Genomic DNA, 25,600 nt, shown 5'->3' with positions numbered 1-25,600 from the left:
CAAGCCGTATGAGCGATACCCAGCACCAGGTCAACGTCAGGGTCGACACCCGCTACCTTCCGGAACAGTCCGCCCCGGAGCAGAACCGTTTCGCCTTCGCCTACACGGTGACCATCGAGAACCAGGGCGAGGTTCCGGCCCAACTGCTGTCGCGCCACTGGATCATCACCGACGGCGACGGCCGTACCCAGGAAGTTCGCGGCGCCGGCGTGGTCGGCGAGCAACCGCTGATCGCCCCCGGCGCGCAACACACCTACACCAGCGGCACGGTGCTGGCGACCCGGGTCGGCAGCATGCGCGGCAGCTACCAGATGCTCGGCAGCGACGGAATCGCCTTCGACGCCGCGATCCCGGTGTTTCGCCTGGCCGTACCGGGAGCGCTGCACTGATGGCGGTCTACGCGGTAGGCGACCTGCAGGGTTGCCTGGATCCCCTGAAATGCCTGCTGGAGCGCGTCGCCTTCGACCCGGCCAAGGACCGCCTGTGGCTGGTCGGCGACCTGGTCAACCGCGGCCCGCAGTCCCTGGAGACGCTGCGCTTCCTCTATGCCATGCGCGAGTCGGTGGTCAGCGTCCTGGGCAACCACGACCTGCACCTGCTGGCGGTGGCGCACAAGTCCGAGCGCCTGAAGAAGTCCGACACGCTGCGGGAAATCCTCGAGGCGCCGGACCGCGAGCCACTGCTCGACTGGCTGCGTCGCCTGCCGCTGCTGCACTACGACGAACAACGCAAGGTCGCCCTGGTGCATGCCGGCATCCCCCCGCAGTGGAGCCTGGAAAAAGCCCGCCTGCGCGCAGCCGAGGTGGAGCAAGCATTGCGCGACGACCAGCGCCTGCCGCTGTTCCTCGACGGCATGTACGGCAACGAACCGGCCAAGTGGGACAAGAAGCTGCATGGCATCGACCGCCTGAGGGTGATCACCAACTACTTCACCCGCATGCGTTTCTGCACCGAAGATGGCAAGCTCGACCTGAAGAGCAAGGAAGGCCTCGACACCGCGCCGCCCGGCTACGCCCCCTGGTTCAGCTTCCCTTCGCGCAAGACCCGCGGCGAGAAGATCATCTTCGGCCACTGGGCGGCCCTCGAAGGCCACTGCGACGAGCCCGGCCTGTTCGCCCTGGACACCGGCTGCGTCTGGGGCGCGCGGATGACCCTGCTGAACGTCGACAGCGGCGAACGCCTGAGCTGCGATTGCGCCGAACAGCGCGCGCCGGCCAGACCCGCCGCCACGCCCGCATGAATCCCCGGCGTCCGGTGGACGCCCTGTACACAGGTACCCCGACATGAGCGACACCTTCCAGCGCATCGCCCCCGAACAGGCCCGCCAGCTCCGCGAAAACGGCGCCCAGGTGGTCGACATCCGCGACCCGCAGAGCTTCGCTGTCGGCCACATCAGCGGCTCGCGGCACATCGACAACCACTCGGTGGCGGACTTCATCGCCGCCGCCGACCTCGACGCTCCGCTGGTGGTGGTCTGCTACCACGGTAACTCCAGCCAGAGCGCCGCCGCCTATTTCATCCAGCAGGGCTTCAGCGACGTCTACAGCCTCGACGGCGGCTTCGAGCTATGGCGCAGCGTCTATCCCGCGGATACCAGCAGCGGCGAAGCGGAGTAGGCCGCGCCGCTACCCCGCCAAAAAAACTGTAACTTCTCTCGCCTTTCTTCCTTTACTCCGTCCAGAACGAACTATTCTTTTCCTCAGGCCATCCAAAACAGGGGAGAGCCGGCACACCGGCTTCCGGGCCATCGGCTGTGACCGTTAGGAGCGCTGGCGGAAAGGGAAGCACCGTGCAGCGACGGAGTCTGGGGGATTCTCGCCGGCCTGGCTGGCGGCCCCCCCGCACCCGCACGACCGATCCCGCGCCGGCTCACTGCATCGAGCGAGGAGACGTCATGAGCATTTTCAGTCACTTCCAGGAACGCTTCGAAGCGACCCGCCAAGAGGAATATTCCCTCCAGGAATATCTCGACCTCTGCAAGCAAGACAAGACAGCCTATGCCTCTGCCGCCGAGCGCCTGCTGATGGCGATCGGCGAGCCGGAATTGCTGGACACCTCGGTGGACTCCAGGCTGTCGCGGATCTTCTCCAACAAGGTGATTCGCCGCTACCCGGCGTTCGCCGACTTCCACGGCATGGAGGAATGCATCGACCAGATCGTCGCGTTCTTCCGCCACGCGGCCCAGGGCCTGGAGGAGAAGAAGCAGATCCTTTACCTGCTCGGCCCGGTCGGCGGCGGTAAATCCTCCCTGGCGGAAAAACTCAAGCAACTGATGGAGAAGGTGCCCTTCTACGCGATCAAGGGCTCACCGGTCTTCGAGTCGCCGCTGGGCTTGTTCAACCCCGACGAAGACGGCGCCATCCTCGAGGAGGACTACGGCATCCCGAGGCGCTACCTGCGCTCGATCATGTCGCCCTGGGCAACCAAGCGCCTCAACGAGTTCGGCGGCGACATCAGCCAGTTCCGCGTGGTCAAGCTGTACCCCTCGATCCTCAACCAGATCGCCATCGCCAAGACCGAACCCGGCGACGAGAACAACCAGGATATATCCGCGCTGGTCGGCAAGGTCGACATCCGCAAGCTGGAGGAATACCCGCAGAACGACGCGGACGCCTACAGCTATTCGGGCGCCCTCTGCCGGGCCAACCAGGGCCTGATGGAATTCGTCGAGATGTTCAAGGCCCCGATCAAGGTCCTGCACCCGCTGCTGACCGCGACCCAGGAAGGCAACTACAACAGCACCGAAGGTCTCGGCGCCCTGCCCTACAGCGGCATCATCCTGGCTCACTCCAACGAATCGGAATGGCACAGTTTCCGCAACAACAAGAACAACGAGGCCTTCATCGACCGCATCTACATCGTCAAGGTGCCGTACTGCCTGCGCGTGGCGGACGAGATCAAGATCTACGACAAGTTGCTGGTCAACAGCTCGCTGGCGCATGCCCACTGCGCGCCGGACACCCTGAAGATGCTCTCGCAGTTCTCCGTGCTGTCGAGGCTGAAAGAGCCGGAAAACTCGAATATCTACTCGAAGATGCGGGTATATGACGGCGAAAACCTGAAAGATACCGATCCCAAGGCCAAGTCGATCCAGGAATACCGCGACTCGGCCGGGGTCGACGAAGGCATGGCCGGGCTTTCCACCCGCTTCGCCTTCAAGATCCTCTCCAAGGTATTCAACTTCGACCCGCACGAGGTAGCGGCCAACCCGGTGCACCTGCTCTACGTCCTCGAACAGCAGATCGAGCAGGAACAGTTCCAGCCGGAAACCCGCGAGCGCTACCTGCGCTTCATCAAGGAATACCTGGCGCCGCGCTACGTCGAGTTCATCGGCAAGGAAATCCAGACCGCCTACCTGGAGTCCTACAGCGAATACGGTCAGAACATCTTCGACCGCTATGTGCTGTACGCCGACTTCTGGATCCAGGACCAGGAATACCGCGACCCGGAAACCGGCGAGATCCTCAACCGCGCCGCCCTCAACGAGGAACTGGAGAAGATCGAGAAACCCGCCGGCATCAGCAACCCGAAGGACTTCCGCAACGAGATCGTCAACTTCGTGCTGCGCGCCCGCGCCGGCAACAACGGCAAGAACCCGAGCTGGCTGTCCTACGAGAAGCTGCGCGTAGTGATCGAGAAGAAGATGTTCTCCAACACCGAGGACCTGCTTCCGGTCATCAGCTTCAACGCCAAGGCCAGCAAGGAGGACCAGCAGAAGCACAACGACTTCGTCAAACGCATGGTCGAGCGCGGCTACACCGAGAAGCAGGTCCGCCTGCTGTCGGAATGGTACCTGCGGGTTCGCAAGTCGCAGTAGTCTGCCATCGGTACGGTCGCTGCGACCGTACCGGTCGCCGTCGCATTCGGACCTCGGCGCCTCCGCTCCGGCGGGGCGCCACAGGCCCTGAGGAGCATTCATGAGCTACGTCATCGACCGGCGTCTGAACGGCAAGAACAAGAGCACGGTGAACCGCCAGCGCTTCCTGAGGCGCTACCGTGAACACATCAAGAAGGCCGTCGAGGAGGCCGTCAGCCGGCGTTCCATTACCGACATGGAGCACGGCGAGCAGATCAGCATTCCCGGGCGCGATATCGACGAACCGGTGCTGCACCATGGCCGCGGCGGGCGGCAGACCGTCGTCCACCCCGGCAACAAGGAATTCACCGCCGGCGAGCACATCGCCCGCCCATCCGGCGGCGGGGGCGGCCGCGGCGGCGGCAAGGCCAGCAACAGCGGCGAAGGCATGGACGACTTCGTCTTCCAGATCACCCAGGAGGAATTCCTCGACTTCATGTTCGAGGACCTGGAGCTGCCCAACCTGGTCAAGCGCCACATCACCGGCACCGACACCTTCAAGACCGTCCGCGCCGGCATCAGCAACGACGGCAACCCGTCGCGCATCAACATCGTCCGCACCCTGCGCTCGGCCCATGCGCGGCGCATCGCGCTGTCCGGCGGCAGCCGGGCCAAGCTGCGCGCGGCGCTGAAGGAACTGGAGCGGATCAAGCGCGAAGAGCCGGACAACCTCGGCGATATCCAGGAACTCGAGCTGGAAATCGCCAAGCTCCGCGCGCGCATCGACCGGGTGCCGTTCCTCGATACCTTCGATCTCAAGTACAACCTGCTGGTCAAGCAGCCCAACCCCACCTCCAAGGCGGTGATGTTCTGCCTGATGGACGTCTCCGGCTCGATGACCCAGGCGACCAAGGACATCGCCAAGCGCTTCTTCATCCTGCTCTACCTGTTCCTCAAGCGGAACTACGAGAAGATCGAAGTGGTGTTCATCCGCCACCACACCAGCGCCCGCGAGGTCGACGAGGAGGAGTTCTTCTACTCCCGCGAGACCGGCGGCACCATCGTCTCCAGCGCGCTGAAGATGATGCAGGAGATCATGGCCGAGCGTTATCCGACCCATGAGTGGAACATCTACGCCGCCCAGGCCTCGGACGGCGACAACTGGAACGACGACTCGCCGGTGTGCCGGGACATCCTCCTCAAGCAGATCATGCCGTTCGTCCAGTACTACACCTACGTCGAGATCACCCCGCGCGAACACCAGGCCCTGTGGTTCGAGTACGAGCGCGTGCGCGAAGCCTTCGAAGACAGCTTCGCCCAGCAGCAGATCGTCTCGGCATCGGACATCTACCCGGTGTTCCGCGAGCTGTTCCAGAGGAGGCTCGTCGCATGAGCAAGCGCCAGCCCATCGCCACCGGCTCGGAATGGACCTTCGAGCTGATCCAGCAGTACGACCGGGAAATCAGCAGGATCGCCGAGCGCTATGCCCTGGATACCTATCCGAACCAGATCGAGGTGATCACCGCCGAGCAGATGATGGACGCCTACGCCTCGGTGGGCATGCCGATCGGCTATAACCACTGGTCCTACGGCAAGCACTTCCTCAGTACGGAAAAGAACTACAAGCGTGGCCAGATGGGCCTGGCCTACGAGATCGTGATCAACTCCGATCCCTGCATCGCCTACCTGATGGAGGAAAACACCCAGTGCATGCAGGCGCTGGTGATCGCCCACGCCTGCTACGGGCACAACAGTTTCTTCAAGGGCAACTACCTGTTCCGCACCTGGACCGATGCCAGTTCGATCATCGATTACCTGGTGTTCGCCAAGCAGTACATCATGCAGTGCGAGGAGCGCTACGGGATCGACGCGGTGGAAGACCTGCTCGACTCCTGCCACGCCCTGATGAACTACGGTGTCGACCGCTACAAGCGTCCCTACCCGATTTCCGCGGAAGAGGAGCGGCAGCGGCAGAAGGAGCGCGAGGAACTGATCCAGCGCCAGGTCAATGACCTCTGGCGGACCATCCCGCGCGTCGGCGGCAAGGACAAGGAACAATCCATGGCGCGCTATCCGAGCGAGCCGCAGGAGAACATCCTCTACTTCATCGAGAAGAACGCGCCGCTTCTGGAGCCCTGGCAGCGCGAGGTGATCCGCATCGTGCGCAAGATCGCCCAGTATTTCTACCCGCAACGCCAGACCCAGGTGATGAACGAAGGCTGGGCGACCTTCTGGCACTACACGCTGCTCAACGACCTCTACGACGAAGGCCTGGTCAACGACGGCTTCATGATGGAGTTCCTGCAATACCACACCAGCGTGGTCTACCAGCCGTCCTTCGACAGCCCCTATTACAGCGGCATCAACCCCTACGCCCTGGGCTTCGCCATGTACCGCGACATCCGCCGCATCTGCGAGGAACCTACCGACGAGGACCGCCGCTGGTTCCCGGATATCGCCGGCAGCGACTGGCTGGCCACGCTGAAGTTCGCCATGAAGAGCTTCAAGGACGAAAGCTTCATCCTGCAGTTCCTCTCGCCCAAGGTGATTCGCGACCTGAAGCTGTTCAGCATTCTCGACGACGACCAGAAGGACGACCTGCTGGTCGCGGCGATCCACGACGAAGCCGGCTACCGCACCATCCGCGAGACCCTGGCGGCGCAGTACAACCTCGGCAACCGCGAGCCGAACATCCAGATCTGGAACGTCGACCGTCGCGGCGACCGCTCGCTGACCCTGCGCCACCAGCAGTTCGACCGCCAGCCGCTGAGCGACTCCACCGCCGACGTGCTCAAGCACCTGCATCGCTTGTGGGGCTTCGATATCCACCTGGAGACCCTGCAGGGCGACCAGCTCGTGCAGACCCACCACATGCCGCCCAAGGGCGCCAGCGAGGGCGAGGAAGGCTACCCGCGCCTGGACCTGATCATCCCGCCCATTTGATCGGTTGACGTCCGCCCCGACCGCCGGCCAGCATGCCGGCACGGTCGGGCCGCCCACAGCAGAACAAGAAGCCGGCCGTCCACGGGAGCCGCCATGCGCCTGTTCGCCATCGTCCTGCTCTGCCTCGTCCTGGCCACCTGCGCCAGCCACATCCCCAGCGCCCGGGTGACCCATCCGGCCAGCGCCGGACTGCCCGGCCTGCAAGGTTTCCAGTTGATGCCGCCGGAACAGGCGGTCGACGCCCTGCCCTACCGCAACCGCTATCCGCTGATAAACGCAGAGCTGCGCCAGGGACTGGCGGCCCACGGCTACCACGAGAGCGCTACCCCGCAATTCCGCGTCTACTACTGGCTGGCGCTGCGCGACGCACCTCTGGAATTCCGCCCCGACCTTCCGCCCACCTCCGGCATGGGGCCTTATCTGGCGATCCACCGCCTGCGCGACGAAACCGGAACATTGCGCGTGCGCCTGGTCGACCTGGAGGAGCGCGTTCTTTGGGAAGGTATGGTAAGCACCGGCCTCAGCCCCGCCAGGGCCAATCCGGAACAGCTCGAACTGGCGGTCGGCGCCCTGCTCCGGCAGCTTCCACGCGCCCGCTAGGACACCCTGGGGTAGACTTCCGCCTATCACGCGGAGGATTCCCATGCAGATTTACAAGGTCGGCGGCGCCGTGCGCGATCGCCTTCTCGGCCGTCCGGTCACCGATATCGACTGGGTGGTGGTCGGTGCCAGCAGCGACGAGATGCTAGCCCGCGGCTACCGCCCGGTGGGCGCCGACTTCCCGGTCTTCCTTCATCCGCAGAGCGGCGAGGAATACGCCCTGGCGCGCACCGAGCGGAAGAGCGGGCGCGGCTACGGCGGCTTCACCTTCCATGCCAGCCCCGAGGTGACCCTGGAGGAAGACCTGACTCGCCGTGACCTGACCATCAACGCCATGGCCGAGGACGAACAGGGCCGTGTAATAGATCCCTACGGCGGCCAGGCAGACCTCGAGGCGCGCCTGCTGCGCCACGTTTCCCCGGCGTTCGCCGAGGATCCCCTGCGGGTCCTGCGCGTAGCGCGCTTCGCCGCCCGCTACGCCGGCCTGGGCTTCCGGATCGCCGCCGAAACCCTCGCCCTGATGCGCCAACTGGCGGAATCCGGCGAGTTGCAGGCGCTGACCCCGGAGCGCAGTTGGAAGGAAATTTCCCGAGCCCTGATGGAACCCAACCCCGAGGTCTTCATCCAGGTCCTGCACGACTGCGGCGCCCTGGCCGAACTGATCCCGGAAGTCGAGGCGCTATTCGGCGTACCGCAGCCGGCGGCCCACCATCCGGAAATCGATACCGGCGTCCATGTCCTGTCGGTATTGCAGCAATGCGCCCGCCACCGGCAGCCGCTCAGCGTACGCTGGGCCTGCCTGCTGCACGACCTGGGCAAGGGACTCACCAGCGAAGCGGACTGGCCCCGCCATATCGCCCACGAGGCTCGCGGCGTGCCGTTGATCGATGCGGTGAACCAGCGCTTCAGGGTGCCGCGCGACTGCCAGGAACTGGCGCGCCTGGTGGGCGAGTACCACACCCACGCCCATCGGGCGCTGGAGCTGCGCCCGAATACACTGCTGGAGCTGTTGCAGAGCTTCGACGTGTATCGCCGCCCGCAGCGTTTCGAGGAGTTCGTCGCCGCCAGCGAGATGGACGCGCGCGGCCGCCTCGGCCTGGAACAGCGGGACTATCCGCAGGCCGCCTACCTGCTCGGCGCGGCGCAGGCAGCGCGGGCAGTCAGCGTGAAGCCGCTGGTGGAAAAGGGCTTGAAGGGCGCGGAACTGGGCGAGGCGCTGAAGCGTGCGCGCCTCGCCGCACTCAAGGCCTACAAGGAAGAACGCGGAAAGGCCTGAAGCAGCGCTTCGGGAGTCAACGCCTGGCCACGCCATTCGAATGGCGCCGGCCAGAGCTTCTGCTGGATCCTCGTCTCGCGCCAGAGATCGCCCAGCGGCTGGCGGGCGACCGGATGCTCCAGGTTCGGCGCCAGCTCGGACAAGGGCCAGAGCACGAAAGCGTTCTTCAGCACTTCGGCGCGCGGCAGCACCAGGCCATCGAAATCGCCCACCAGGTCGCCGTAGAACAGCACGTCGATATCCAGCGGCAGCCCCTTGCGCTCTGGCGCATAGCGGCCATTGTCGGCCTCGATGTGCTTGAGTCGCAGGCTCAGTTCGGCCAGCGGCAGATCGGTGCGGGCAGACACCACCAGGTTGAAGAACGGCCCGCTCTTGATACCCACCGGCTCGCTCTCGAATACCGGCGAACAACGCAGGTCATGAAGGAAAGCGGCCAGCGCATCGAGGCCGGCATGCAGATGGCGCTCACGCTCGACATTGCTGCCGAGGCCGAGGTAGACCGGGATCAGCGACATCCGCGTTCGATCTCCACGCCAACGCCACGGGCCGCCGGCACCGCGCCGGGCTTGGTCACGCGGATGCGCAGCCAGGGAATGCCGCGCTCGCCCATCAGTACCTCGGCGAGGCGCTCGGCGAAGGTTTCCACCAACTGGAAATGCGATTCCCGGGCGAACTCCTGCACCCGCTCGGACAACGCGGCATAGTCCAGCGCCAGGGCGAGATCGTCGCCCGCGGCGGCCGGTCGGTTGTCCCAGCCCAGGGTCAGGTCCAGGCGCAGGCACTGACGGATGCCGCGCTCCCAGTCGTACACGCCGATGACGGTATCGACCTCCAAGCCTTCGATAAAAACTCTGTCCACTTCGCTACCCGCTCCAAGGGATGCCACGACAAGCGTGCGCCGCCCCGTTAGAATCGAGGACATCCTCGTCCTCGGTGGAATCCATGGTCTGGCTACTGGCGATCCTCGCCTACCTGCTCGGTTCCCTCTCCTTCGCCGTCCTGCTCAGCCGCTGGTTCGGCACCCAGGACCCGCGCGCCAGCGGTTCCGGCAACCCCGGCGCGACCAACATGCTGCGCGTCGCCGGGAAGAAACTCGCCATCCTGACCCTGCTCGGCGACGTCGGCAAAGGCCTGCTGCCGGTGCTGGTCGCCCGCTGGCTGGGGCTCGGCGTGATGGAGGAGGCCTGGGTCGGCATCGCCGCCGTGATCGGCCACCTGTACCCGCTGTACTTCAACTTCCGCGGCGGCAAGGGTGTCGCCACCGCCGCGGGCATGCTCCTCGGCCTCTATCCGCCGGCCGTACTGCTGGCCGCGGCGGCCTGGCTGCTGACCTTCAAGCTGTCGCGCACCAGCTCGCTCGCCTCGCTGGTGGCCACCCCGCTGACCCTGCCGTTGCTGGCCTGGCAGCAGCCCGGAGCGCTGCTGCCGATGACCGTGCTGACCGGCCTGATCGTCTGGCGGCACCGCGCCAACTTACGCGATCTGTTCGCCGGCCGCGAACGGCATTTCTAATCCATAAAAGGAAAAAACTTCATGCAGTCTGGCCCAGCTGCGTCATCGACACCTGCCTGACTGCGACCTGGCGGCCACTCAGACCGCCGGCAGCGACTCCATCGGCCAGCGCGGCTGGACGCTGATCGCCGGGCCGTCATGCTGGCCGGCGAGCAGGCGCTGGCAGCCGGCGTAGGCGATCATCGCGCCATTGTCGGTGCAGAAGCGCGGGCGGGCGTAGAACACCTGCCCCTTCATTTCGCCGAGCATCTTTTCCAGGCCGCTGCGCAGCGCCTGGTTGGCGCTGACGCCGCCGGCGATCACCAGGTTCTTCAGGCCGGTCTGCTTCAAGGCGCGACGGCACTTGATCAGCAGGGTCTCGACCACCGCGGTCTGGAACGCCAGGGCGATGTCGCAGCGGGTCTGCTCGCTGTCGTCGCCGGCCTCGACGCAACGCTGCCAGGTGTTCAGGGTAAAGGTCTTGAGCCCGCTGAAGCTGAAGTCCAGGCCGGGGCGATCGGTCATCGGCCGCGGGAACACGAAGCGGCCAGGAGTGCCGAGCTCCGCCAGGCGGGCGATTTCCGGACCGCCGGGATAGCCCAGGCCGATCAGCTTGGCGGTCTTGTCGAAGGCTTCGCCGGCGGCATCGTCCACCGATTCGCCAAGCAACTGGTAGCGACCGATGCCGTCCACCCGCACCAACTGGGTGTGACCGCCGGAAACCAGCAAGGCGACGAACGGGAACCGCGGTGGCTGCTCTTCCAGCATCGGCGCCAGCAGGTGCCCTTCCATGTGGTGCACGCCGACCGCCGGCACGCCCCAGGCGAAGGCCATCGCCTGGGCACAGGAAGCCCCCACCAGCAGGGCGCCGACCAGGCCGGGACCGGCGGTATAGGCGATCGCGTCGATATCCGCCGGCGTGCAGCCGGACTCGTCGAGCACCTGGCGGATCAGCGGCAGCATGCGCTTGACGTGGTCGCGCGAGGCCAGCTCGGGCACGACGCCGCCGTAGACGCGATGGAGGTCGATCTGACTGAACAGCGCGTCGGCCAGCAGGCCGCGTTCGCTGTCGTAAAGGGCGACGCCGGTTTCGTCGCAGGACGTTTCCAGTCCCAGCACGCGCATGGGCTTGAGCCTTAGAGCTTGGCAAATACGAAGCCGCGCATGATAATCGGCGGCTTTGCGCCAGACCAGTGTTTTTCGATCGGAGGCTTTGCATTCCTCCGGCCGAACCGTTAATATCCGCAACCCTTGAAAACCGACGTATCCGCGCCACCTTGCCGGAGTACGTTCAACCCCCGGTAATCAGTGAAGGTACGACCTGGATGCCAGCCGTCAAAGTAAAAGAGAACGAACCCTTCGACGTAGCCCTGCGTCGTTTCAAGCGCTCCTGCGAAAAAGCAGGTGTACTGGCTGAAGTTCGCAGCCGCGAGTTCTACGAGAAGCCCACTGCCGAGCGCAAGCGCAAGGCCGCTGCCGCAGTGAAGCGCCACGCGAAGAAAGTACAGCGCGAACAGCGCCGTCGCGAGCGCCTGTACTGATCCACTCGACGCCCACGCGTCAGTGATCGTGCCTCAGCCCGGCCCCGGCCGGGCTTTCGGCTTTCCGCCATGAGCGAAATCAAATCCCGCCTCCTCGACGCCGTCAAGGTCGCCATGCGCGCCCAGGACAAGCCGCGGCTGACCACGTTGCGCCTGGCCCTCGCGGACATCAAGCGCGTCGAAGTCGACGAACGCATCGAGGTGGATGACGCCCGAGCCCTGCTGATCCTCGACCGGATGATCAAGCAGCGCCGCGACGCCCAGCGCCAGTTCAGCGACGCCGGCCGCCAGGACCTCGCCGAGGTCGAGGCTGCCGAGATCCTCGTGCTCCAGGACTTCATGCCCAAGCCCCTGGACGACCATGAGATCGACGCCCTGATCGAGCGCAGCATCGTCGACAGCGGCGCCCAGGGTCCGCAGGACATGGGCAAGGCGATGAACCTGCTGCGACCGCAGGTCCAGGGTCGCGTCGACATGGCACAGGTCAGCCAGCGCCTGAAGGCGCGCCTCTCCTCCTGAAACACCGCGCCGGCCTGATCGGCCCGGCGATAATTGCTATGCTGCCGCTCTGCGCCCACGCGCCGTCGTTTTCGAGAACACCATGGCCGGCCTGATACCGCAAAGCTTCATCGATGACCTGCTGAACCGCACCGACATCGTCGAGGTGGTGAGTTCACGCATCCAACTGAAGAAAACCGGCAAGAACTACAGCGCCTGCTGCCCGTTCCACAAGGAAAAGACTCCCTCGTTCACCGTCAGCCCGGACAAGCAGTTCTACTACTGCTTCGGCTGCGGCGCCGGCGGCAACGCGCTCGGCTTCGTCATGGACCACGACCAGCTGGAGTTCCCCCAGGCGGTCGAGGAGCTGGCCAAGCGCGCCGGCATGGACGTGCCGCGCGAGGAACGCGGCGGACGCGGGCACACGCCGCGCCAGCCGACCGACTCGCCGCTCTACCCGCTGCTCAGCGCCGCCGCCGAGTTCTACAAGCAGGCGCTGAAAAGCCACCCGGCGCGCAAGGCCGCGGTGAACTACCTGAAGGGCCGCGGCCTGACCGGCGAGATCGCCCGCGACTTCGGCCTCGGTTTCGCCCCGCCCGGTTGGGACAACCTGCTCAAGCACCTGGGTGGCGACAACCTGCAACTCAAGGCCATGCTCGACGCCGGCCTGCTGGTGGAGAACAGCGACACCGGCAAGCGCTACGACCGCTTCCGCGATCGCGTGATGTTCCCGATCCGCGACAGCCGCGGGCGGATCATCGCCTTCGGCGGCCGGGTGCTCGGCGACGACAAGCCGAAGTACCTGAACTCCCCGGAGACTCCGGTCTTCCACAAGGGCCAGGAACTCTACGGACTCTACGAGGCCCGGCAGAAGAATCGCGACCTCGACGAGATCATGGTGGTCGAGGGCTACATGGATGTCATCGCCCTGGCCCAGCAAGGCATCCGCAACGCGGTGGCGACCCTCGGCACGGCGACCAGCGAGGAACACATCAAGCGCCTGTTCCGCCTGGTACCGAGCATCCTGTTCTGTTTCGACGGCGACCAGGCCGGGCGCAAGGCGGCCTGGCGCGCCCTGGAGTCGGTGCTGCCGAACCTGCAGGACGGCAAGCGCGTGCGCTTCCTGTTCCTCCCCGAGGGCGAGGACCCGGACAGCCTGGTACGCGCCGAGGGAGAGGATGCCTTCCGCGCACGCATCACCCAGCAGGCCCAGCCGCTGGCGGAGTACTTCTTCCAGCAACTGATGCTCGAGGCCGACCCCGCCACCCTGGAAGGCAAGGCCCACCTGGCGACCCTCGCCGCGCCGCTGCTGGAGAAGATTCCCGGGAACAACCTGCGCCTGCTGATGCGACAACGTCTGTCGGAAATCACCGGCCTGTCCGGCGAAAACATCGGACAACTGGCGCACCACAGCCCGCCGCCGTCGTCCATGGACCACGGAGCGAGCGGCGTCTTGGACGGCGACGACTATTTCGCCGCCAGCGCCTACTACGAGAACGAGCCCTCCCATGCGCCGTTCGACGCTGCGCCAGGCTATGTCGAGGCGCAACCGCGCAAGAGCTGGAACAAGGACAAGAAGCCCTGGGACGGCAAGAAGTGGGATGGCAAGAAGAAGTGGGACAAAGGCGGCCGCGGCGACTTCAAGGCTCCGCAACGAACGCCGGTCAGCGTGGAGTCCACCACCCTCAACGCCCTGCGCACCTTGCTGCATCATCCGCAGTTGGCCTTGAAGGTCGACGATGCGGGCACCCTCGCCAGGGAGCAGGATACCTACGCCCAGTTGCTGGTGTCCCTGCTGGAAGCCCTGCAGAAGAACCCGCGGCAGAGCTCGATGCAACTCATCGCGCGCTGGCACGGCACGCCCCAGGGCCGCCTGCTGCAGGCCCTGGGCGAGAAGGAGTGGCTGATCGTCCAGGAGAACCTTGAAAAGCAGTTCTTCGACACCATTACTAAACTCTCCGAGAGCCAGCGTTTCGGCGAGCGGGAGGAGCGTTTACGCAGCGTCATGCAGAAGAGCTACAGTGAACTGACCGATGAAGAGAAAGCCTTGCTCAGAGAGCACTACAGTGTTGCCGCTTCATCGCCTTCCCAGAGCTGAACTGGCGCCTCAGCCCAGGCATCAGGTATAATCCTCTGCTTATTTTTTGCCCGCCAAGACCTTCAGTGGATAGGGTGTTATGTCCGGAAAAGCGCAACAGCAATCTCGTCTGAAAGAGTTGATCGCCCGAGGCCGTGAGCAGGGATACCTGACTTACGCGGAGGTCAACGACCACCTGCCGGAGGATATTTCCGATCCGGAACAGGTGGAAGACATCATCCGCATGATCAACGACATGGGGATCAACGTATTCGAGACAGCCCCGGATGCGGATGCCCTGTTGCTGGCCGAGGCGGATACCGACGAAGCCGCAGCGGAAGAAGCCGCAGCGGCCCTGGCCGCGGTGGAAAGCGACATTGGTCGCACCACCGACCCGGTGCGCATGTACATGCGTGAAATGGGTACCGTGGAACTGCTGACCCGCGAAGGCGAGATCGAAATCGCCAAGCGCATCGAGGAAGGCATCCGCGAAGTGATGAGCGCCATCGCCCAGTTCCCGGGTACGGTGGACAGCATCCTGGCCGACTACAATCGCATCGTCGCCGAAGGCGGTCGCCTCTCCGACGTCCTCAGCGGCTATATCGATCCCGATGACGGCAGCCTGCCCGCCGAAGAGGTGGAGCCGGTCAACCTGAAGGACGATTCCGCCGACTCGAAAGAGAAGGACGACGAGGAAGAAGAAAGCGACGACAGCAGCGACAGCGACGACGAAGGCGACGGCGGTCCGGATCCGGAAGAAGCCCGCCTGCGTTTCACCGCGGTCTCCGAGCAGCTCGACAAGGCCAAGAAGGCCCTGAAGAAGCACGGTCGCGGCAGCAAGCAGGCCACCGCCGAACTCACCGGCCTGGCCGAGCTGTTCATGCCGATCAAGCTGGTGCCCAAGCAGTTCGACGCCCTGGTCGCCCGCGTGCGCTCCGCCCTGGAAGGCGTGCGCGCCCAGGAACGCGCCATCATGCAGCTCTGCGTGCGTGACGCGCGCATGCCGCGTGCCGACTTCCTGCGCCTGTTCCCGAACCACGAGACCGACGAGAAGTGGGTCGACAGCGTCCTGAAGAGCAAGCCGAAGTACGCCGAGGCCATCGAGCGCCTGCGCGACGACATCCTGCGCAACCAGCAGAAGCTGGCGGCCCTGGAAAGCGAGGTCGAGCTGACCGTCGCCGAGATCAAGGAAATCAACCGCGCGATGTCGATCGGCGAAGCCAAGGCTCGCCGGGCGAAGAAGGAAATGGTCGAGGCCAACCTGCGCCTGGTGATTTCCATCGCCAAGAAGTACACCAACCGCGGCCTGCAATTCCTCGACCTGATCCAGGAAGGCAACATCGGCCTGATGAAGGCGGTGGACAAGTTCGAATACCGTCGCGGCTACAAGTTCTCCACCTACGCCACCTGGTGGATTCGCCAGGCGATCACCCGTTCGATCGCCGACCAGGCACGCACCATCCGCATCCCGGTGCACATGATCGAGACGATCAACAAGCTCAACCGCATCTCCCGCCAGATGCTCCAGGAAATGGGTCGCGAGCCCACCCCGGAAGAGCTTGGCGAGCGCATGGACATGCCTGAGGACAAGATCCGCAAGGTACTGAAGATCGCCAAAGAGCCGATCTCCATGGAAACCCCAATCGGTGACGACGAAGATTCGCACCTGGGCGATTTCATCGAGGACTCCACCATGCAGTCGCCGATCGAGATGGCGACCAGCGAGAGCCTCAAGGAATCCACCCGCGAAGTCCTCGCCGGCCTCACTGCCCGGGAAGCCAAGGTGCTGCGCATGCGCTTCGGCATCGACATGAACACCGACCACACCCTCGAGGAAGTCGGCAAGCAGTTCGATGTGACCCGCGAGCGGATCCGCCAGATCGAAGCCAAGGCGTTGCGCAAGCTGCGCCATCCGTCGCGAAGCGAGCACCTGCGCTCCTTCCTCGACGAGTGACGAACGAACCCCCGGCCTGAAAAACCGGGGGTTTTTCTTTGCCGCTTGCCCCGCCGCCCGGCGTCTACACTTCCGCTTATATTCCCGTCCACCGCGAGACCGCCTCATGCAGCGTCTGCAGGCCGTGCTTCTCCTGTGTCTGGCCTGCTGCTGGCCGGGGCTGGCCGGCGCCCTCACGCTCACGCCCGAGGAACGGGCCTGGCTGGCCGAGCACCCGAGCATCCGCCTGGGCGTGGACACCTCCTGGCCGCCATTCGAGTTCCGCGACGAACAGGGCCGCTACCAGGGACTCGCCGCCGGCTACGTCGGCCTGCTGCAGGAACGCCTGGGCGTCAGCCTGACGCCTGTCGAACCGAAGACCTGGACGCAGGTCCTGGAGCAGGCCAAGGACGGTCGGCTAGACCTGCTGCCCGGCATCATGGCTACCCCGGAGCGCCAGGAGTACCTGAGCTTCACCCGGCCCTACCTGGACTTCCCGATCATCATCCTGGCACGCAAGAACGGCCCGATGCCGAAGCGCATCGACGAGCTCTACGGACTCAAGGTCGCGGTGGTCGACCACTATGCTCCTCACGAACTGCTGATCGCCCAGCATCCCGACCTCACCCTGCTGCCGCTGCCTTCGGTAGCGGCAGCCCTGCAGGCGCTGGCCACCGGCCAGGCCGACGCCTTCGTCGGCGACTTCGCCTCCAGCGTATGGAACCTCCGCCAGCTCAAGCTCAACGGCCTGGAGATCAGCGGCGAGACGCCATACCGCTACCAACTGGCGATGGCCGTGCCGCGCGGACAACCGATCCTCGCCGGGATCGTCGACAAGGTCCTCGCCGACCTCAGCGCCGAGGAGATCGAGCGACTCCAGGCCCCCTGGGTCGGCGGCCTGCTCGACCGACGTCCGGCCTGGCGCGAGATGGCGACCTACGGTCTTCCCATCGTCCTGCTGATCCTGGTCTCGGTCGCCATACTGCTGGCCATGAACCGCCGCCTGCGCCGCGAGGTGAGTCGCCGGCGGCAATTGGAGCGCGAACTGCGCGACAGCGAACAGCACTACCGGGGACTGGTGGAAAGCCTGAATGCCATCGCCTGGGAAATGCGCCTCGAGGAGAACCGCTTCACCTACGTCTCGCCCCACGCCGAACGCCTGCTCGGCTATCCCCTCGGCGAATGGCTGCAGCCGGGCTTCTGGCAGCGGACCCTGCACCCCATGGACGCCGAGTACGCCATCCACTACTGCATGAGCGAAAGCCAGGCCGGACGCGACCACAGCTTCGACTACCGGATGCTCGCCGCCGACGGCCGGGTAGTCTGGATTCGCGATTTGGTCACCCCGATCACGCAAGGCCGGGACCTGCTCCTGCGCGGTCTGATGATCGACATCACCGAGGCCAAGCTCACCGAGCAGGCCATGCGCCTGTCCGAACAGAAGTTCGCTTCGGTGTTCCACCACTGCCCGGACATGGTGGTACTGGCCAACGGCGCCGACGGCCGCTTCCTCGCGGTGAACAGCACCTTCGAGCAGCAGATCGGCATCGCCGCCGACGACGCCATCGGCAAGACCGCCACCGAACTGGGCATCTGGGCACTCCCCGGCCTGGGCCCGCAGGTCCTGGAAAAGCTCGGCCACGGCAACCTGACCAACCTCGAGGTGCCCCTGCGGCGCCGCAATGGCAGTACCTTCAGCGCGCTGCTCAGCGCCCAGCACGTGGCCCTCGACCAGACCCCGGCGCTGGTGGTGGTGATCCGCGACATCACCCACCTGGTGGAGACCCAGGAACTGCTGCGGATCTCCGAGGAGAAGTTCGCCAACGCCTTCCATGCCTACCCCGACGGTCTGCTGATCAGCAGCCTCGAAGACGGCACGCTGATCGACGTGAACGAAGGCTTCACCCGTCTCACCGGCTACCGCCGCGACGAGGTCATCTCCCGCTCCACGCTCGAACTCGGCCTGTGGGTCGACACCGAGGACCGCAAGCGCCTGATCTCGCTGGTACGCCACCACACCCTGACCCAGGGCTTCACCGCCCCTGTACGGGACCGCAACGGTGGCATCCGCCAGTGCGAGATGTCCGCCCACCGGATCAGCATCGATGGCGAGGACTGCGTGCTGACCATCGTCCGCGATATCACCGAGCGCCAGCTCATGCAGGAGAAGCTGCAGCAGGCCGCCACCGTCTTCGAAAGCACCGCCGAAGGCGTGATGATCACCGATACCCGCCAACGCATCACCGCGGTCAACCGCGCCTTCAGCGAGATCACCGGCTACAGCGAGCAGGAGGCGCTGGGACGCTCGCCCAGCCTGCTCTCCTCCGGACAACACGACTCCAGCTTCTACCTCGCCATGTGGAACCAGCTGGAGCGCGACGGGCACTGGCAGGGCGAGATCTGGAACCGACGCAAGACCGGCGAGCTGTACCCCGAATGGCTGACCATCAGCGCGGTACACAATCCGCAGGGCGAGATCACTCACTTCGTCGGCGTCTTCGCCGATATCTCCACCCTCAAGTACGCCCAGGCCCGGCTCGACTACCAGGCCCACCACGATCCGCTCACCGGCCTGCCCAATCGCCTGCTGTTCGAGAGCCGGCTCAATCACGCCCTCGACGAGGCCCGCGAAGAGAGTCGTCCCGGCGCCGTGCTGTTCATCGACCTGGACCGCTTCAAGCACATCAACGACAGCCTCGGCCATCCCATCGGCGACCTGCTGCTCAAGGCCATCGCCGAACGCCTGCGCGACCAGTTGCGCGACGTCGATACCGTGGCCCGCCTGGGGGGCGACGAATTCATCATCCTGCTCCCCGGCCTGCACCAGGAAAGCGACGCCGAGCACGTCGCGCGCAAGCTGCTGAATGCCTTCACCGCGCCGTTCCAGGCCGACGGTCATGAATTCTTCGTCAGCGCCAGCGTCGGCATCGCCCTGTTCCCCAAGGACGGCGACGACGCCCCGACCCTGGTGAAGAACGCCGACGCCGCCATGTACCGCGCCAAGTCGCGGGGCCGCAGCCGCATCGAGTACTACACCCGCGAACTGACCTACCTGGCCACCGAGCGCATGGCGCTGGAAACCGAACTGCGCCGCGCCCTCGAGCGCGACGAGTTGCAGCTGTACTACCAACCCAAGCTGAGCCTGGAGAGCGGCTTGCTGGTCGGCGCCGAGGCACTGGTGCGCTGGTACCATCCGCTGTTCGGGGAAATTTCCCCGGAGCGCTTCATCCCCCTCGCCGAGGATTGCGGCCTGATCCTGCCCCTCGGCGACTGGGTGCTGGAACACGCCTGCCAGCAGATGGGCGAATGGCAAAAGCTGCACGCGCCGTTCGGCCCGCTGTCGGTCAACCTCGCCGGCGCCCAGCTCGGCCAGCCGCAACTGATCGAACGCCTCGAGCAATTGCTGGAGCAGTCCGGCCTGGAACCGTCGCGGCTGCAACTGGAAATCACCGAGAGCTTCATCATGAACCAGACCGAGGAGGCCCTCGCCGTCCTCCACGGGCTCAAGCGTCTCGGCGTACAGCTGGCGATCGACGACTTCGGCACCGGCTACTCCTCGCTCAGCTACCTCAAGCGCCTGCCGCTGGACATCCTGAAGATCGACAAGTCGTTCATCCGCGGCCTTCCCGACGATCCCCACGATGCCGCCATCACCCGCGCCATCATCGCCCTCGGCCGCAGCATGCAGCTCACGGTGATCGCCGAAGGCGTGGAAACCGAAGGTCAGCAGAGCTTCCTCACCCACGAAGGCTGCGAGCAGATCCAGGGCTTCGTCCTCAGTCCGCCGCTGCCCGCCGAGCTGTTCGCCAGCAAATTCCTCAAACCGCGCCAGCCGATTGGCGCTCCCCGAGAAGCGCCGGTATAATCCGCCGACCTTCTGGGGGCCTATAGCTCAGTCGGTTAGAGCAGAGGACTCATAATCCTTTGGTCCACGGTTCGAGTCCGTGTGGGCCCACCACCTTCAAAGCCGCGCACTGCGCGGCTTTGCGCTTTCTAGGGTAGTGGCCTCATAAACGACTCCATGGCCAAAAGGTACAAAGTCGGTACAGTACTGGTTAGCCAGTTTGCCTTTGGAGTCCTTATCTGATGGCAACAGTCGTCCCCCCTTCCCGTGGGCCGCAAAACGGATTGGCCGACCAACGAAAAAACCTTCCGCACCAAGCGCGACGCCGAAGACTGGGCACGCCGCACCGAAGACGAGATGGTACGCGGCGTGTACATCCAGCACTGCGGCTCCGAGCGCATGTGACCTGCCCCCATTTTGTAGCCCGAGAGCTACATGTCCCTGCATCAAATTTTATCGATGCCCAAGGGGTACGGCCGACCTCTGTCCACAAGGTTTTTGACGTGCTGAAACAGGCGCTTTAGCTGACTCAGTCACCCTGAACAGGCATGCTCATCAAGCTATCAACCCAGCTTGAGAATTAGACAGTGAGCCGAATAGTTGCCATTATCGGCTCACAAAATGAGCCGAATAGGCTCTCTAATCGGCTCATGAATATCCCTTATGAACGACCCACTCTGGATCTGGCAGCAGCCCGACTGGCCGCAGTTCAACTGGCAAGCCGAAGCGCTTGCACCACTGCTGCGCTCCTGTAGCCAGGCTCAGGGTCGTTTGTTAGGAATGCTCGGTGCCGTGGGGAGTGACACCGAAGTGCAGAGCAGCCTGGATGCCATGCTGCAGAACATCGTCACCTCTTCAGCCATTGAGGGAGAGCAACTGAATGTCGGTTCGGTGCGCTCATCACTGGCACGGCGACTGGGATTGCACGAAGAAGGTCGAACCACCTCTCGCTCCGAAGGCCTGGCGGAACTGCTGCTCGATGCCACCCACGCACATCAAGAGCCGCTAGACGAACAGCGACTGTTCACCTGGCACCGTTGGTTATTCCCCACCGATGAGCAACTGCTGACTCGACCGCTACACATCGGTGCACTGCGTGGCGAAGAGCCCATGCAGGTGGTTTCCGGTCGCATCGACCGCCCGACAGTCCATTTCGAAGCCCCTCCCCGCGCGGGGCTGGAAGCGCAACTGGCGGACTTTCTCGCCTGGTTCGAGAGCAGCCGCCGCGATGCCAGCCTCGATCCCTTTCTGCGCGCCGGCATCGCCCATTTCTGGTTCGTTACCCTGCACCCCTTCGACGACGGCAACGGTCGCCTCACCCGCGCTATCACCGATCTGGCATTGGCTCAGGGTGAGCAGCAAGCCATTCGCTTCTACGCCATGTCTGCGAGCATCCTCGACGACCGCGCCGGCTATTACCGCATCCTAGAAGCCAGTCAGAAAGGCGGGCTGGATATCACCAAGTGGCTGCAGTGGTTTCTCGAAACCTTGCTCAAGAGCCTGGAGCAAGCCCTTGCCCGTATAGACCGCGTGCTGGTCAAGGCGCGCTTCTGGCAGGCACATCGCAGCCAAACGCTATCGGCGGAGCAGATCAAAGTGCTTAACCGCCTGCTCGATGGCGGCGAAAGGGGGTTCGAGGAGGGCATCAGTGCGGCGCAATACCAAGCTGTGGCCAAGGTTTCCAAAGCCACAGCGACCCGCCACCTGAGCGACCTGCTGGAAAAGGGCTGCATCGAGCGACTGCCCGGCAGAGGGCGTAGCACCCGTTACCAGATAGCACGCTGAGCGCCTGCACCGGGCTCATCAGTCCTTGATGCGTCATCGCGCCATAGGACAATGGTCGCCTCTCCATTAAGCAGCTCGGCTCAAGGAAGAAAGTGGATTACAGCCCGATAGTCGCCCAGGTCTGGGGCATGCTGACCTGGTTTATCCCGGCAGCCCTGCTGATCGGCCTGCTCAAATCGCCTTGGGCCAAGGGGCAGATCGGTGAACTGCTGGTGCGCCTGTTCGCCCATTGGCAACTGGACAGGCACACCTACCGCCGCCTGCACAACGTCACCCTGAACACGCCGGACGGCACGACACAGATCGACCACGTATTTCTCTCACCCTACGGCATCTTCGTGCTGGAAACGGCAGGTTTCCAGCACCTGCCGATAGGTCTCTACCGTTGCACCGGAGAGCCGTGCTGCAGGTCACAGGCTTCGGTGTCAATCGCCACCCACTGCGCGATCAATCGCAGGGTGTAGGCGGCAGCAGCGCAAGTTTCGGCGAAGGCGAACTGGCGCTGGCGGAGCGGAATCAGATGGACGTGGCGGCTCTGTTCGCCGCCTGAGCGTGGGAAGGCACTTATCAGGCACTTCCGAAGGCACTACCGGACGATATCGATTCCATCGCCAACGCGGTAACTTCGAAGTACCTAAACCTTCATGAAACTGCAACTTCCAACTCGATCGACAGCTCTGGAAATACATCCTCGGTATTTTCCAAGACCCTAACCAAAGTCTGGATCGTTTCGTCACAGGAAACGCTGGAGCGCCTATTCCAGAGCGCTTCGAACAATCGGTAAAAATAAAATCAAAATAATCAGACGCAGTTCAAAAACAACCAGAACAGATAGTTTTTCCGCCTTTCCCAACATGCTCCTCTCGCCTTGACTCGTTCGATGCAGCGGATCGCCCATGCGTATTTCCGGCATTGTCCGAGGCCCATTCCCTGTTCGACGCGATACCCGGCGCACCCATAACAATATGCCGCCCTCCACGGGCCGATAGCGCCAGTTGTGAGCCTGTCCACCACTGCATTTCCCTCACTGCAAGGAGAGAACATGAGTCGCTCACCCATCCCTCGCCACCGAGCGTTGCTGGCCGGTTTCTGCCTGGCTGGCGCGCTGTCCGCCCAGGCGGCCACCCAGGAAGAAATCCTCGATGCGGCACTGGTCAGCGGGGATTCCTCGCAACTGACCGACAGCCACCTGGTCGCCCTGCGCCTGCAGCAGCAGGTCGAGCGCATCCGCCAGACCCGCACCCAGTTGCTCGACGGTCTCTACCAGAACCTCAGCCAAGCCTATGATCCTGGCGCCGCCAGCATGTGGGTCCTGCCGGCAAACCCGGACAATACCCTGCCCTTCCTCATTGGCGACAAGGGGCGCGTGCTCGCCAGCCTGAGCCTGGAGGCCGGCGGCCGCGGGCTGGCCTATGGCACCAACGTGCTCACCCAACTGAGCGGGGCCAATGCCGCCCACGCACCGCTGCTGAAGCGGGCGGTGCAGTGGCTGGTGAACGGCGACCCGGGCGCGGCTACTGCGAAGGACTTCAAGGTCAGCGTGGTCGGGGTGGACAAGACCGCCACTCTCAACGGCCTGAAGAGCGCCGGCCTGCAACCGGCGGACGCCGCCTGCAACGCGCTGACCGACGCCAGTTGCGCCAGCACCAGCAAATTGCTGGTACTGGGCAACGGCGCCAGCGCCGCTAGCCTGAGCGCCACGGTGCGCGCACGGCTACAGGCCGGGCTGCCGATCCTCTTCGTGCACACCAATGGCTGGAACCAGAGCAGCACCGGCCAGCAGATCCTCGCCGGCCTGGGCCTGCAGGAAGGCCCCTACGGCGGCAACTACTGGGACAAGGACAGGGTGCCATCCAGCCGCACCCGGACGCGTTCGGTCGAGCTGGGCGGCGCCTATGGCCAGGACCCGGCGCTGGTGCAGCAGATCGTCGACGGTAGCTGGCGCACGGACTACGACTGGTCGAAATGCACCTCCTACGTCGGTCGCACCACCTGCGACGACGTGCCGGGACTGAGCGACTTCAGCAAGCGCGTCGATGTATTGAAAGGCGCCCTCGACGCCTACAACCAGAAGGCGCAGAACCTCTTCGCCCTGCCCGGCACCACCTCGCTGCGGCTCTGGCTGCTGTGGGCCGACGCGGTGCGGCAGAACATCCGCTACCCGATGGACAAGGCCGCCGACACGGCGCGCTTCCAGGAAACCTTCGTCGCCGACGCCATCGTCGGCTACGTGCGCGAAGCCGGCGCGGCGCAGAAGGAACTGGGCAGCTACGCCGGCCAGCGCCAACAGTCGATGCCGGTATCGGGCTCGGAGGAAACCCTGACCCTCACCTTGCCGTCGGCCCAGGGCTTCACCGCCATCGGCCGCATGGCGGCGCCGGGCAAGCGCCTGAGCATTCGCATCGAAGACGCTGGCCAGGCCAGCCTGGCGGTCGGCCTGAACACCCAGCGCATCGGCTCGACGCGGCTGTGGAATACCCGCCAGTATGACCGCCCGCGCTTCCTCAAGAGCCCGGACATCAAGCTCCAGGCAAACCAGTCGGTGGCGCTGGTATCGCCCTACGGCGGCCTGTTGCAACTGGTCTACAGCGGCGCCACGCCGGGTCAGACGGTAACCGTCAAGGTAACCGGCGCGGCCAGCCAGCCGTTCCTCGACATCCAGCCGGGCGAGGACAGCAGCCAGGCGATTGCCGACTTCATCCAGGCGCTGGACGCCGACAAGGCCGACTGGCTGGAGATCCGCAGCGGCTCGGTGGAGGTCCACGCCAAGGTGGAGAAGGTCCGTGGCTCGATCGACAAGGACTATGGCGGCGACGTCCAGCGCTTCATCCGTGAGTTGAACGAGGTGTTCATCGACGACGCCTACACCCTGGCCGGCTTCGCCATTCCCAACCAGGCGAAGACTCCGGCAATCCAGCAGGAATGCGCGGTGCGCGGCTGGGACTGCGACAGCGAGACCCTGCACAAGCTGCCCGGCACCCAGCACATCAACGTCGACCAGTACGCCCAGTGCGGCGGCGGCTGCAGCGGCAACCCCTACGATCAGACCTGGGGCCTGAACCCGCGCGGCTGGGGCGAAAGCCACGAACTGGGGCACAACCTGCAGGTGAACCGGCTGAAGGTCTACGGCGGGCGCTCGGGCGAAATCTCCAACCAGATATTCCCGTTGCACAAGGACTGGCGCGTGCTCCGCGAGTTCGGGCAGAACCTCGACGATACGCGGGTCAACTACCGCAACGCCTACAACCTGATCGTCGCCGGACGCGCCGAGGCCGATCCGCTGGCAGGCGTATACAAGCGCCTGTGGGAAGACCCGGGCACCTACGCGCTGAATGGCGAGCGGATGGCCTTCTATACCCAGTGGGTGCACTACTGGGCCGACCTGAAGAACGATCCGCTGCAGGGTTGGGACATCTGGACCCTGCTCTACCTGCACCAGCGCCAGGTGGACAAGTCCGACTGGGACGCCAACAAGGCTGCCCTCGGCTACGGCACCTACGCCCAGCGCCCGGGAAACAGCGGCGATGCCAGCAGTACGGACGGCAACGACAACCTGTTGCTCGGCCTGTCCTGGCTGACCCAGCGCGACCAGCGGCCAACCTTCGCGCTATGGGGCATCCGTACCTCGGCAGCGGCCCAGGCACAGGTGGCGGCCTACGGTTTCGCCGAGCAGCCGGCGTTCTTCTATGCCAACAACCGGACCAACGAATACAGCACGGTGAAGCTTCTGGACATGAGCCAGGGGTCGCCGGCGTGGCCGTTTCCGTGAGTCGTAGCTGAGGGGGCTGGCGCGGGGTGATGCTTCTCGCTCCGCGC

At 64.7% G+C, this 25,600-nt stretch carries 21 protein-coding genes, 1 tRNA gene and 1 pseudogene; 19 read left to right on the top strand and 4 right to left on the bottom strand.

All coding sequences use genetic code 11. From position 1 onward, the window contains the following. Nucleotides 1-8: 8 nt before the first annotated feature. The 8 genes from apaG to LJF27_RS20555 all read left to right on the top strand — a co-directional run bounded on the left by apaG (nt 9) and on the right by LJF27_RS20555 (nt 8,615). Complete coding sequence (apaG, locus tag LJF27_RS20590) at nt 9-389, top strand: Co2+/Mg2+ efflux protein ApaG (protein WP_003085085.1); 381 nt, start codon at nt 9-11, stop codon at nt 387-389. Next, nucleotides 389-1,240 (top strand): symmetrical bis(5'-nucleosyl)-tetraphosphatase, encoded by an 852-nt coding sequence (locus tag LJF27_RS20585; protein ID WP_003113213.1) that lies wholly within the window; start codon nt 389-391, stop codon nt 1,238-1,240. Before apaG ends, LJF27_RS20585 begins: the two co-directional genes overlap by 1 nt. 43 nt (nt 1,241-1,283) lie before the next feature. After that, nucleotides 1,284-1,616 (top strand): thiosulfate sulfurtransferase GlpE, encoded by a 333-nt coding sequence (gene glpE, locus LJF27_RS20580; RefSeq protein WP_003099577.1) that lies wholly within the window; start codon nt 1,284-1,286, stop codon nt 1,614-1,616. Between the two features lie 278 nt (nt 1,617-1,894). Continuing rightward, nucleotides 1,895-3,817 carry a PrkA family serine protein kinase gene (locus LJF27_RS20575; protein ID WP_003085078.1) on the top strand — a complete coding sequence of 641 codons (1,923 nt, stop codon included), beginning with the start codon at nt 1,895-1,897 and terminating at the stop codon, nt 3,815-3,817. A 100-nt stretch (nt 3,818-3,917) separates the two neighbouring features. Beyond that, entirely contained in the window at nt 3,918-5,189 is a 1,272-nt protein-coding gene (locus LJF27_RS20570; protein WP_003099579.1) for a YeaH/YhbH family protein, read from the top strand. Then, entirely contained in the window at nt 5,186-6,739 is a 1,554-nt protein-coding gene (locus LJF27_RS20565) for a SpoVR family protein (RefSeq protein WP_003099581.1), read from the top strand. Before LJF27_RS20570 ends, LJF27_RS20565 begins: the two co-directional genes overlap by 4 nt. 93 nt (nt 6,740-6,832) lie before the next feature. Continuing rightward, a complete protein-coding gene (locus LJF27_RS20560) occupies nt 6,833-7,339 on the top strand; it encodes a DUF4136 domain-containing protein (RefSeq protein WP_003085071.1) in 507 nt (168 codons plus the stop codon). A gap of 43 nt (nt 7,340-7,382) precedes the next feature. Further along, nucleotides 7,383-8,615 carry a multifunctional CCA addition/repair protein gene (locus tag LJF27_RS20555; protein WP_003117955.1) on the top strand — a complete coding sequence of 411 codons (1,233 nt, stop codon included), beginning with the start codon at nt 7,383-7,385 and terminating at the stop codon, nt 8,613-8,615. On the opposite strand, the gene folK is transcribed toward LJF27_RS20555, so the two are convergent. Together folK and folB are read right to left on the bottom strand one after the other, a co-directional pair. Continuing rightward, on the bottom strand, nt 8,588-9,130 hold the full coding sequence (gene folK, locus LJF27_RS20550) for a 2-amino-4-hydroxy-6-hydroxymethyldihydropteridine diphosphokinase (RefSeq protein ID WP_003099585.1): 543 nt from the start codon (nt 9,128-9,130) through the stop codon (nt 8,588-8,590). The two genes, LJF27_RS20555 and folK, sit on opposite strands and share 28 nt — an antisense overlap. Then, the gene (gene folB, locus LJF27_RS20545; RefSeq protein ID WP_003099587.1) at nt 9,121-9,474 is read right to left on the bottom strand and encodes a dihydroneopterin aldolase; all 354 of its coding nucleotides are present in this window, start codon (nt 9,472-9,474) and stop codon (nt 9,121-9,123) included. The genes folK and folB overlap by 10 nt, the downstream gene beginning before the upstream one ends. A gap of 83 nt (nt 9,475-9,557) precedes the next feature. Here folB and plsY point away from each other — a divergent pair, with 83 nt between their 5' ends. Beyond that, on the top strand, nt 9,558-10,127 hold the full coding sequence (gene plsY, locus LJF27_RS20540; RefSeq protein ID WP_003085061.1) for a glycerol-3-phosphate 1-O-acyltransferase PlsY: 570 nt from the start codon (nt 9,558-9,560) through the stop codon (nt 10,125-10,127). Between the two features lie 78 nt (nt 10,128-10,205). On the opposite strand, the gene tsaD is transcribed toward plsY, so the two are convergent. Next, on the bottom strand, nt 10,206-11,231 hold the full coding sequence (tsaD, locus tag LJF27_RS20535) for a tRNA (adenosine(37)-N6)-threonylcarbamoyltransferase complex transferase subunit TsaD (protein WP_003129196.1): 1,026 nt from the start codon (nt 11,229-11,231) through the stop codon (nt 10,206-10,208). 200 nt (nt 11,232-11,431) lie between these two features. Here tsaD and rpsU point away from each other — a divergent pair, with 200 nt between their 5' ends. The 9 genes and pseudogenes from rpsU to LJF27_RS20490 all read left to right on the top strand — a co-directional run bounded on the left by rpsU (nt 11,432) and on the right by LJF27_RS20490 (nt 22,248). After that, nucleotides 11,432-11,647 (top strand): 30S ribosomal protein S21, encoded by a 216-nt coding sequence (rpsU, locus tag LJF27_RS20530; RefSeq protein ID WP_003085057.1) that lies wholly within the window; start codon nt 11,432-11,434, stop codon nt 11,645-11,647. A gap of 69 nt (nt 11,648-11,716) precedes the next feature. Continuing rightward, nucleotides 11,717-12,166, top strand: coding sequence for a GatB/YqeY domain-containing protein (locus LJF27_RS20525; RefSeq protein ID WP_003085042.1), 450 nt, complete (start codon nt 11,717-11,719; stop codon nt 12,164-12,166). Between the two features lie 82 nt (nt 12,167-12,248). Beyond that, nucleotides 12,249-14,243: a DNA primase gene (gene dnaG, locus LJF27_RS20520; RefSeq protein WP_003099594.1), complete on the top strand. Its 1,995-nt coding sequence runs from the start codon at nt 12,249-12,251 to the stop codon at nt 14,241-14,243. 79 nt (nt 14,244-14,322) lie between these two features. Continuing rightward, a complete protein-coding gene (gene rpoD / locus LJF27_RS20515; protein WP_003085035.1) occupies nt 14,323-16,176 on the top strand; it encodes an RNA polymerase sigma factor RpoD in 1,854 nt (617 codons plus the stop codon). Nucleotides 16,177-16,282: 106 nt separating this feature from the next. Continuing rightward, a complete protein-coding gene (locus tag LJF27_RS20510) occupies nt 16,283-20,020 on the top strand; it encodes an EAL domain-containing protein (protein ID WP_023117204.1) in 3,738 nt (1,245 codons plus the stop codon). Between the two features lie 16 nt (nt 20,021-20,036). After that, nucleotides 20,037-20,113: transfer RNA gene (locus LJF27_RS20505), tRNA-Ile, on the top strand. A gap of 153 nt (nt 20,114-20,266) precedes the next feature. Continuing rightward, nucleotides 20,267-20,401, top strand: a pseudogene (locus LJF27_RS20500) (integrase); the annotation flags it as partial. 261 nt (nt 20,402-20,662) lie between these two features. Next, nucleotides 20,663-21,784: a Fic family protein gene (locus tag LJF27_RS20495; protein ID WP_003117952.1), complete on the top strand. Its 1,122-nt coding sequence runs from the start codon at nt 20,663-20,665 to the stop codon at nt 21,782-21,784. A gap of 92 nt (nt 21,785-21,876) precedes the next feature. Continuing rightward, nucleotides 21,877-22,248 (top strand): nuclease-related domain-containing protein, encoded by a 372-nt coding sequence (locus LJF27_RS20490; protein ID WP_003142777.1) that lies wholly within the window; start codon nt 21,877-21,879, stop codon nt 22,246-22,248. A gap of 290 nt (nt 22,249-22,538) precedes the next feature. On the opposite strand, the gene LJF27_RS20485 is transcribed toward LJF27_RS20490, so the two are convergent. Continuing rightward, entirely contained in the window at nt 22,539-22,682 is a 144-nt protein-coding gene (locus LJF27_RS20485; RefSeq protein WP_152959728.1) for a hypothetical protein, read from the bottom strand. Between the two features lie 99 nt (nt 22,683-22,781). Here LJF27_RS20485 and impA point away from each other — a divergent pair, with 99 nt between their 5' ends. Next, nucleotides 22,782-25,553 carry an ImpA family metalloprotease gene (gene impA / locus LJF27_RS20480; RefSeq protein ID WP_019396123.1) on the top strand — a complete coding sequence of 924 codons (2,772 nt, stop codon included), beginning with the start codon at nt 22,782-22,784 and terminating at the stop codon, nt 25,551-25,553. Nucleotides 25,554-25,600 lie beyond the last annotated feature (47 nt).

Source organism: Pseudomonas sp. 203-8, assembly GCF_020708595.1.
In the GTDB taxonomy this organism is placed as follows: domain Bacteria; phylum Pseudomonadota; class Gammaproteobacteria; order Pseudomonadales; family Pseudomonadaceae; genus Pseudomonas; species Pseudomonas aeruginosa.
This window is presented reverse-complemented; position numbering and strand designations above follow the sequence as displayed.

Coding starts and splice junctions, on each gene's coding strand:
- apaG (WP_003085085.1), top strand. CDS start 9: ATGAGCGATACCCAGCACCAGGTCAACGTCAGGGTCGACACCCGCTAC.
- LJF27_RS20585 (WP_003113213.1), top strand. CDS start 389: ATGGCGGTCTACGCGGTAGGCGACCTGCAGGGTTGCCTGGATCCCCTG.
- glpE (WP_003099577.1), top strand. CDS start 1,284: ATGAGCGACACCTTCCAGCGCATCGCCCCCGAACAGGCCCGCCAGCTC.
- LJF27_RS20575 (WP_003085078.1), top strand. CDS start 1,895: ATGAGCATTTTCAGTCACTTCCAGGAACGCTTCGAAGCGACCCGCCAA.
- LJF27_RS20570 (WP_003099579.1), top strand. CDS start 3,918: ATGAGCTACGTCATCGACCGGCGTCTGAACGGCAAGAACAAGAGCACG.
- LJF27_RS20565 (WP_003099581.1), top strand. CDS start 5,186: ATGAGCAAGCGCCAGCCCATCGCCACCGGCTCGGAATGGACCTTCGAG.
- LJF27_RS20560 (WP_003085071.1), top strand. CDS start 6,833: ATGCGCCTGTTCGCCATCGTCCTGCTCTGCCTCGTCCTGGCCACCTGC.
- LJF27_RS20555 (WP_003117955.1), top strand. CDS start 7,383: ATGCAGATTTACAAGGTCGGCGGCGCCGTGCGCGATCGCCTTCTCGGC.
- folK (WP_003099585.1), bottom strand. CDS start 9,130: ATGTCGCTGATCCCGGTCTACCTCGGCCTCGGCAGCAATGTCGAGCGT.
- plsY (WP_003085061.1), top strand. CDS start 9,558: ATGGTCTGGCTACTGGCGATCCTCGCCTACCTGCTCGGTTCCCTCTCC.
- tsaD (WP_003129196.1), bottom strand. CDS start 11,231: ATGCGCGTGCTGGGACTGGAAACGTCCTGCGACGAAACCGGCGTCGCC.
- rpsU (WP_003085057.1), top strand. CDS start 11,432: ATGCCAGCCGTCAAAGTAAAAGAGAACGAACCCTTCGACGTAGCCCTG.
- LJF27_RS20525 (WP_003085042.1), top strand. CDS start 11,717: ATGAGCGAAATCAAATCCCGCCTCCTCGACGCCGTCAAGGTCGCCATG.
- dnaG (WP_003099594.1), top strand. CDS start 12,249: ATGGCCGGCCTGATACCGCAAAGCTTCATCGATGACCTGCTGAACCGC.
- rpoD (WP_003085035.1), top strand. CDS start 14,323: ATGTCCGGAAAAGCGCAACAGCAATCTCGTCTGAAAGAGTTGATCGCC.
- LJF27_RS20510 (WP_023117204.1), top strand. CDS start 16,283: ATGCAGCGTCTGCAGGCCGTGCTTCTCCTGTGTCTGGCCTGCTGCTGG.
- LJF27_RS20495 (WP_003117952.1), top strand. CDS start 20,663: ATGAACGACCCACTCTGGATCTGGCAGCAGCCCGACTGGCCGCAGTTC.
- LJF27_RS20485 (WP_152959728.1), bottom strand. CDS start 22,682: ATGGGCGATCCGCTGCATCGAACGAGTCAAGGCGAGAGGAGCATGTTG.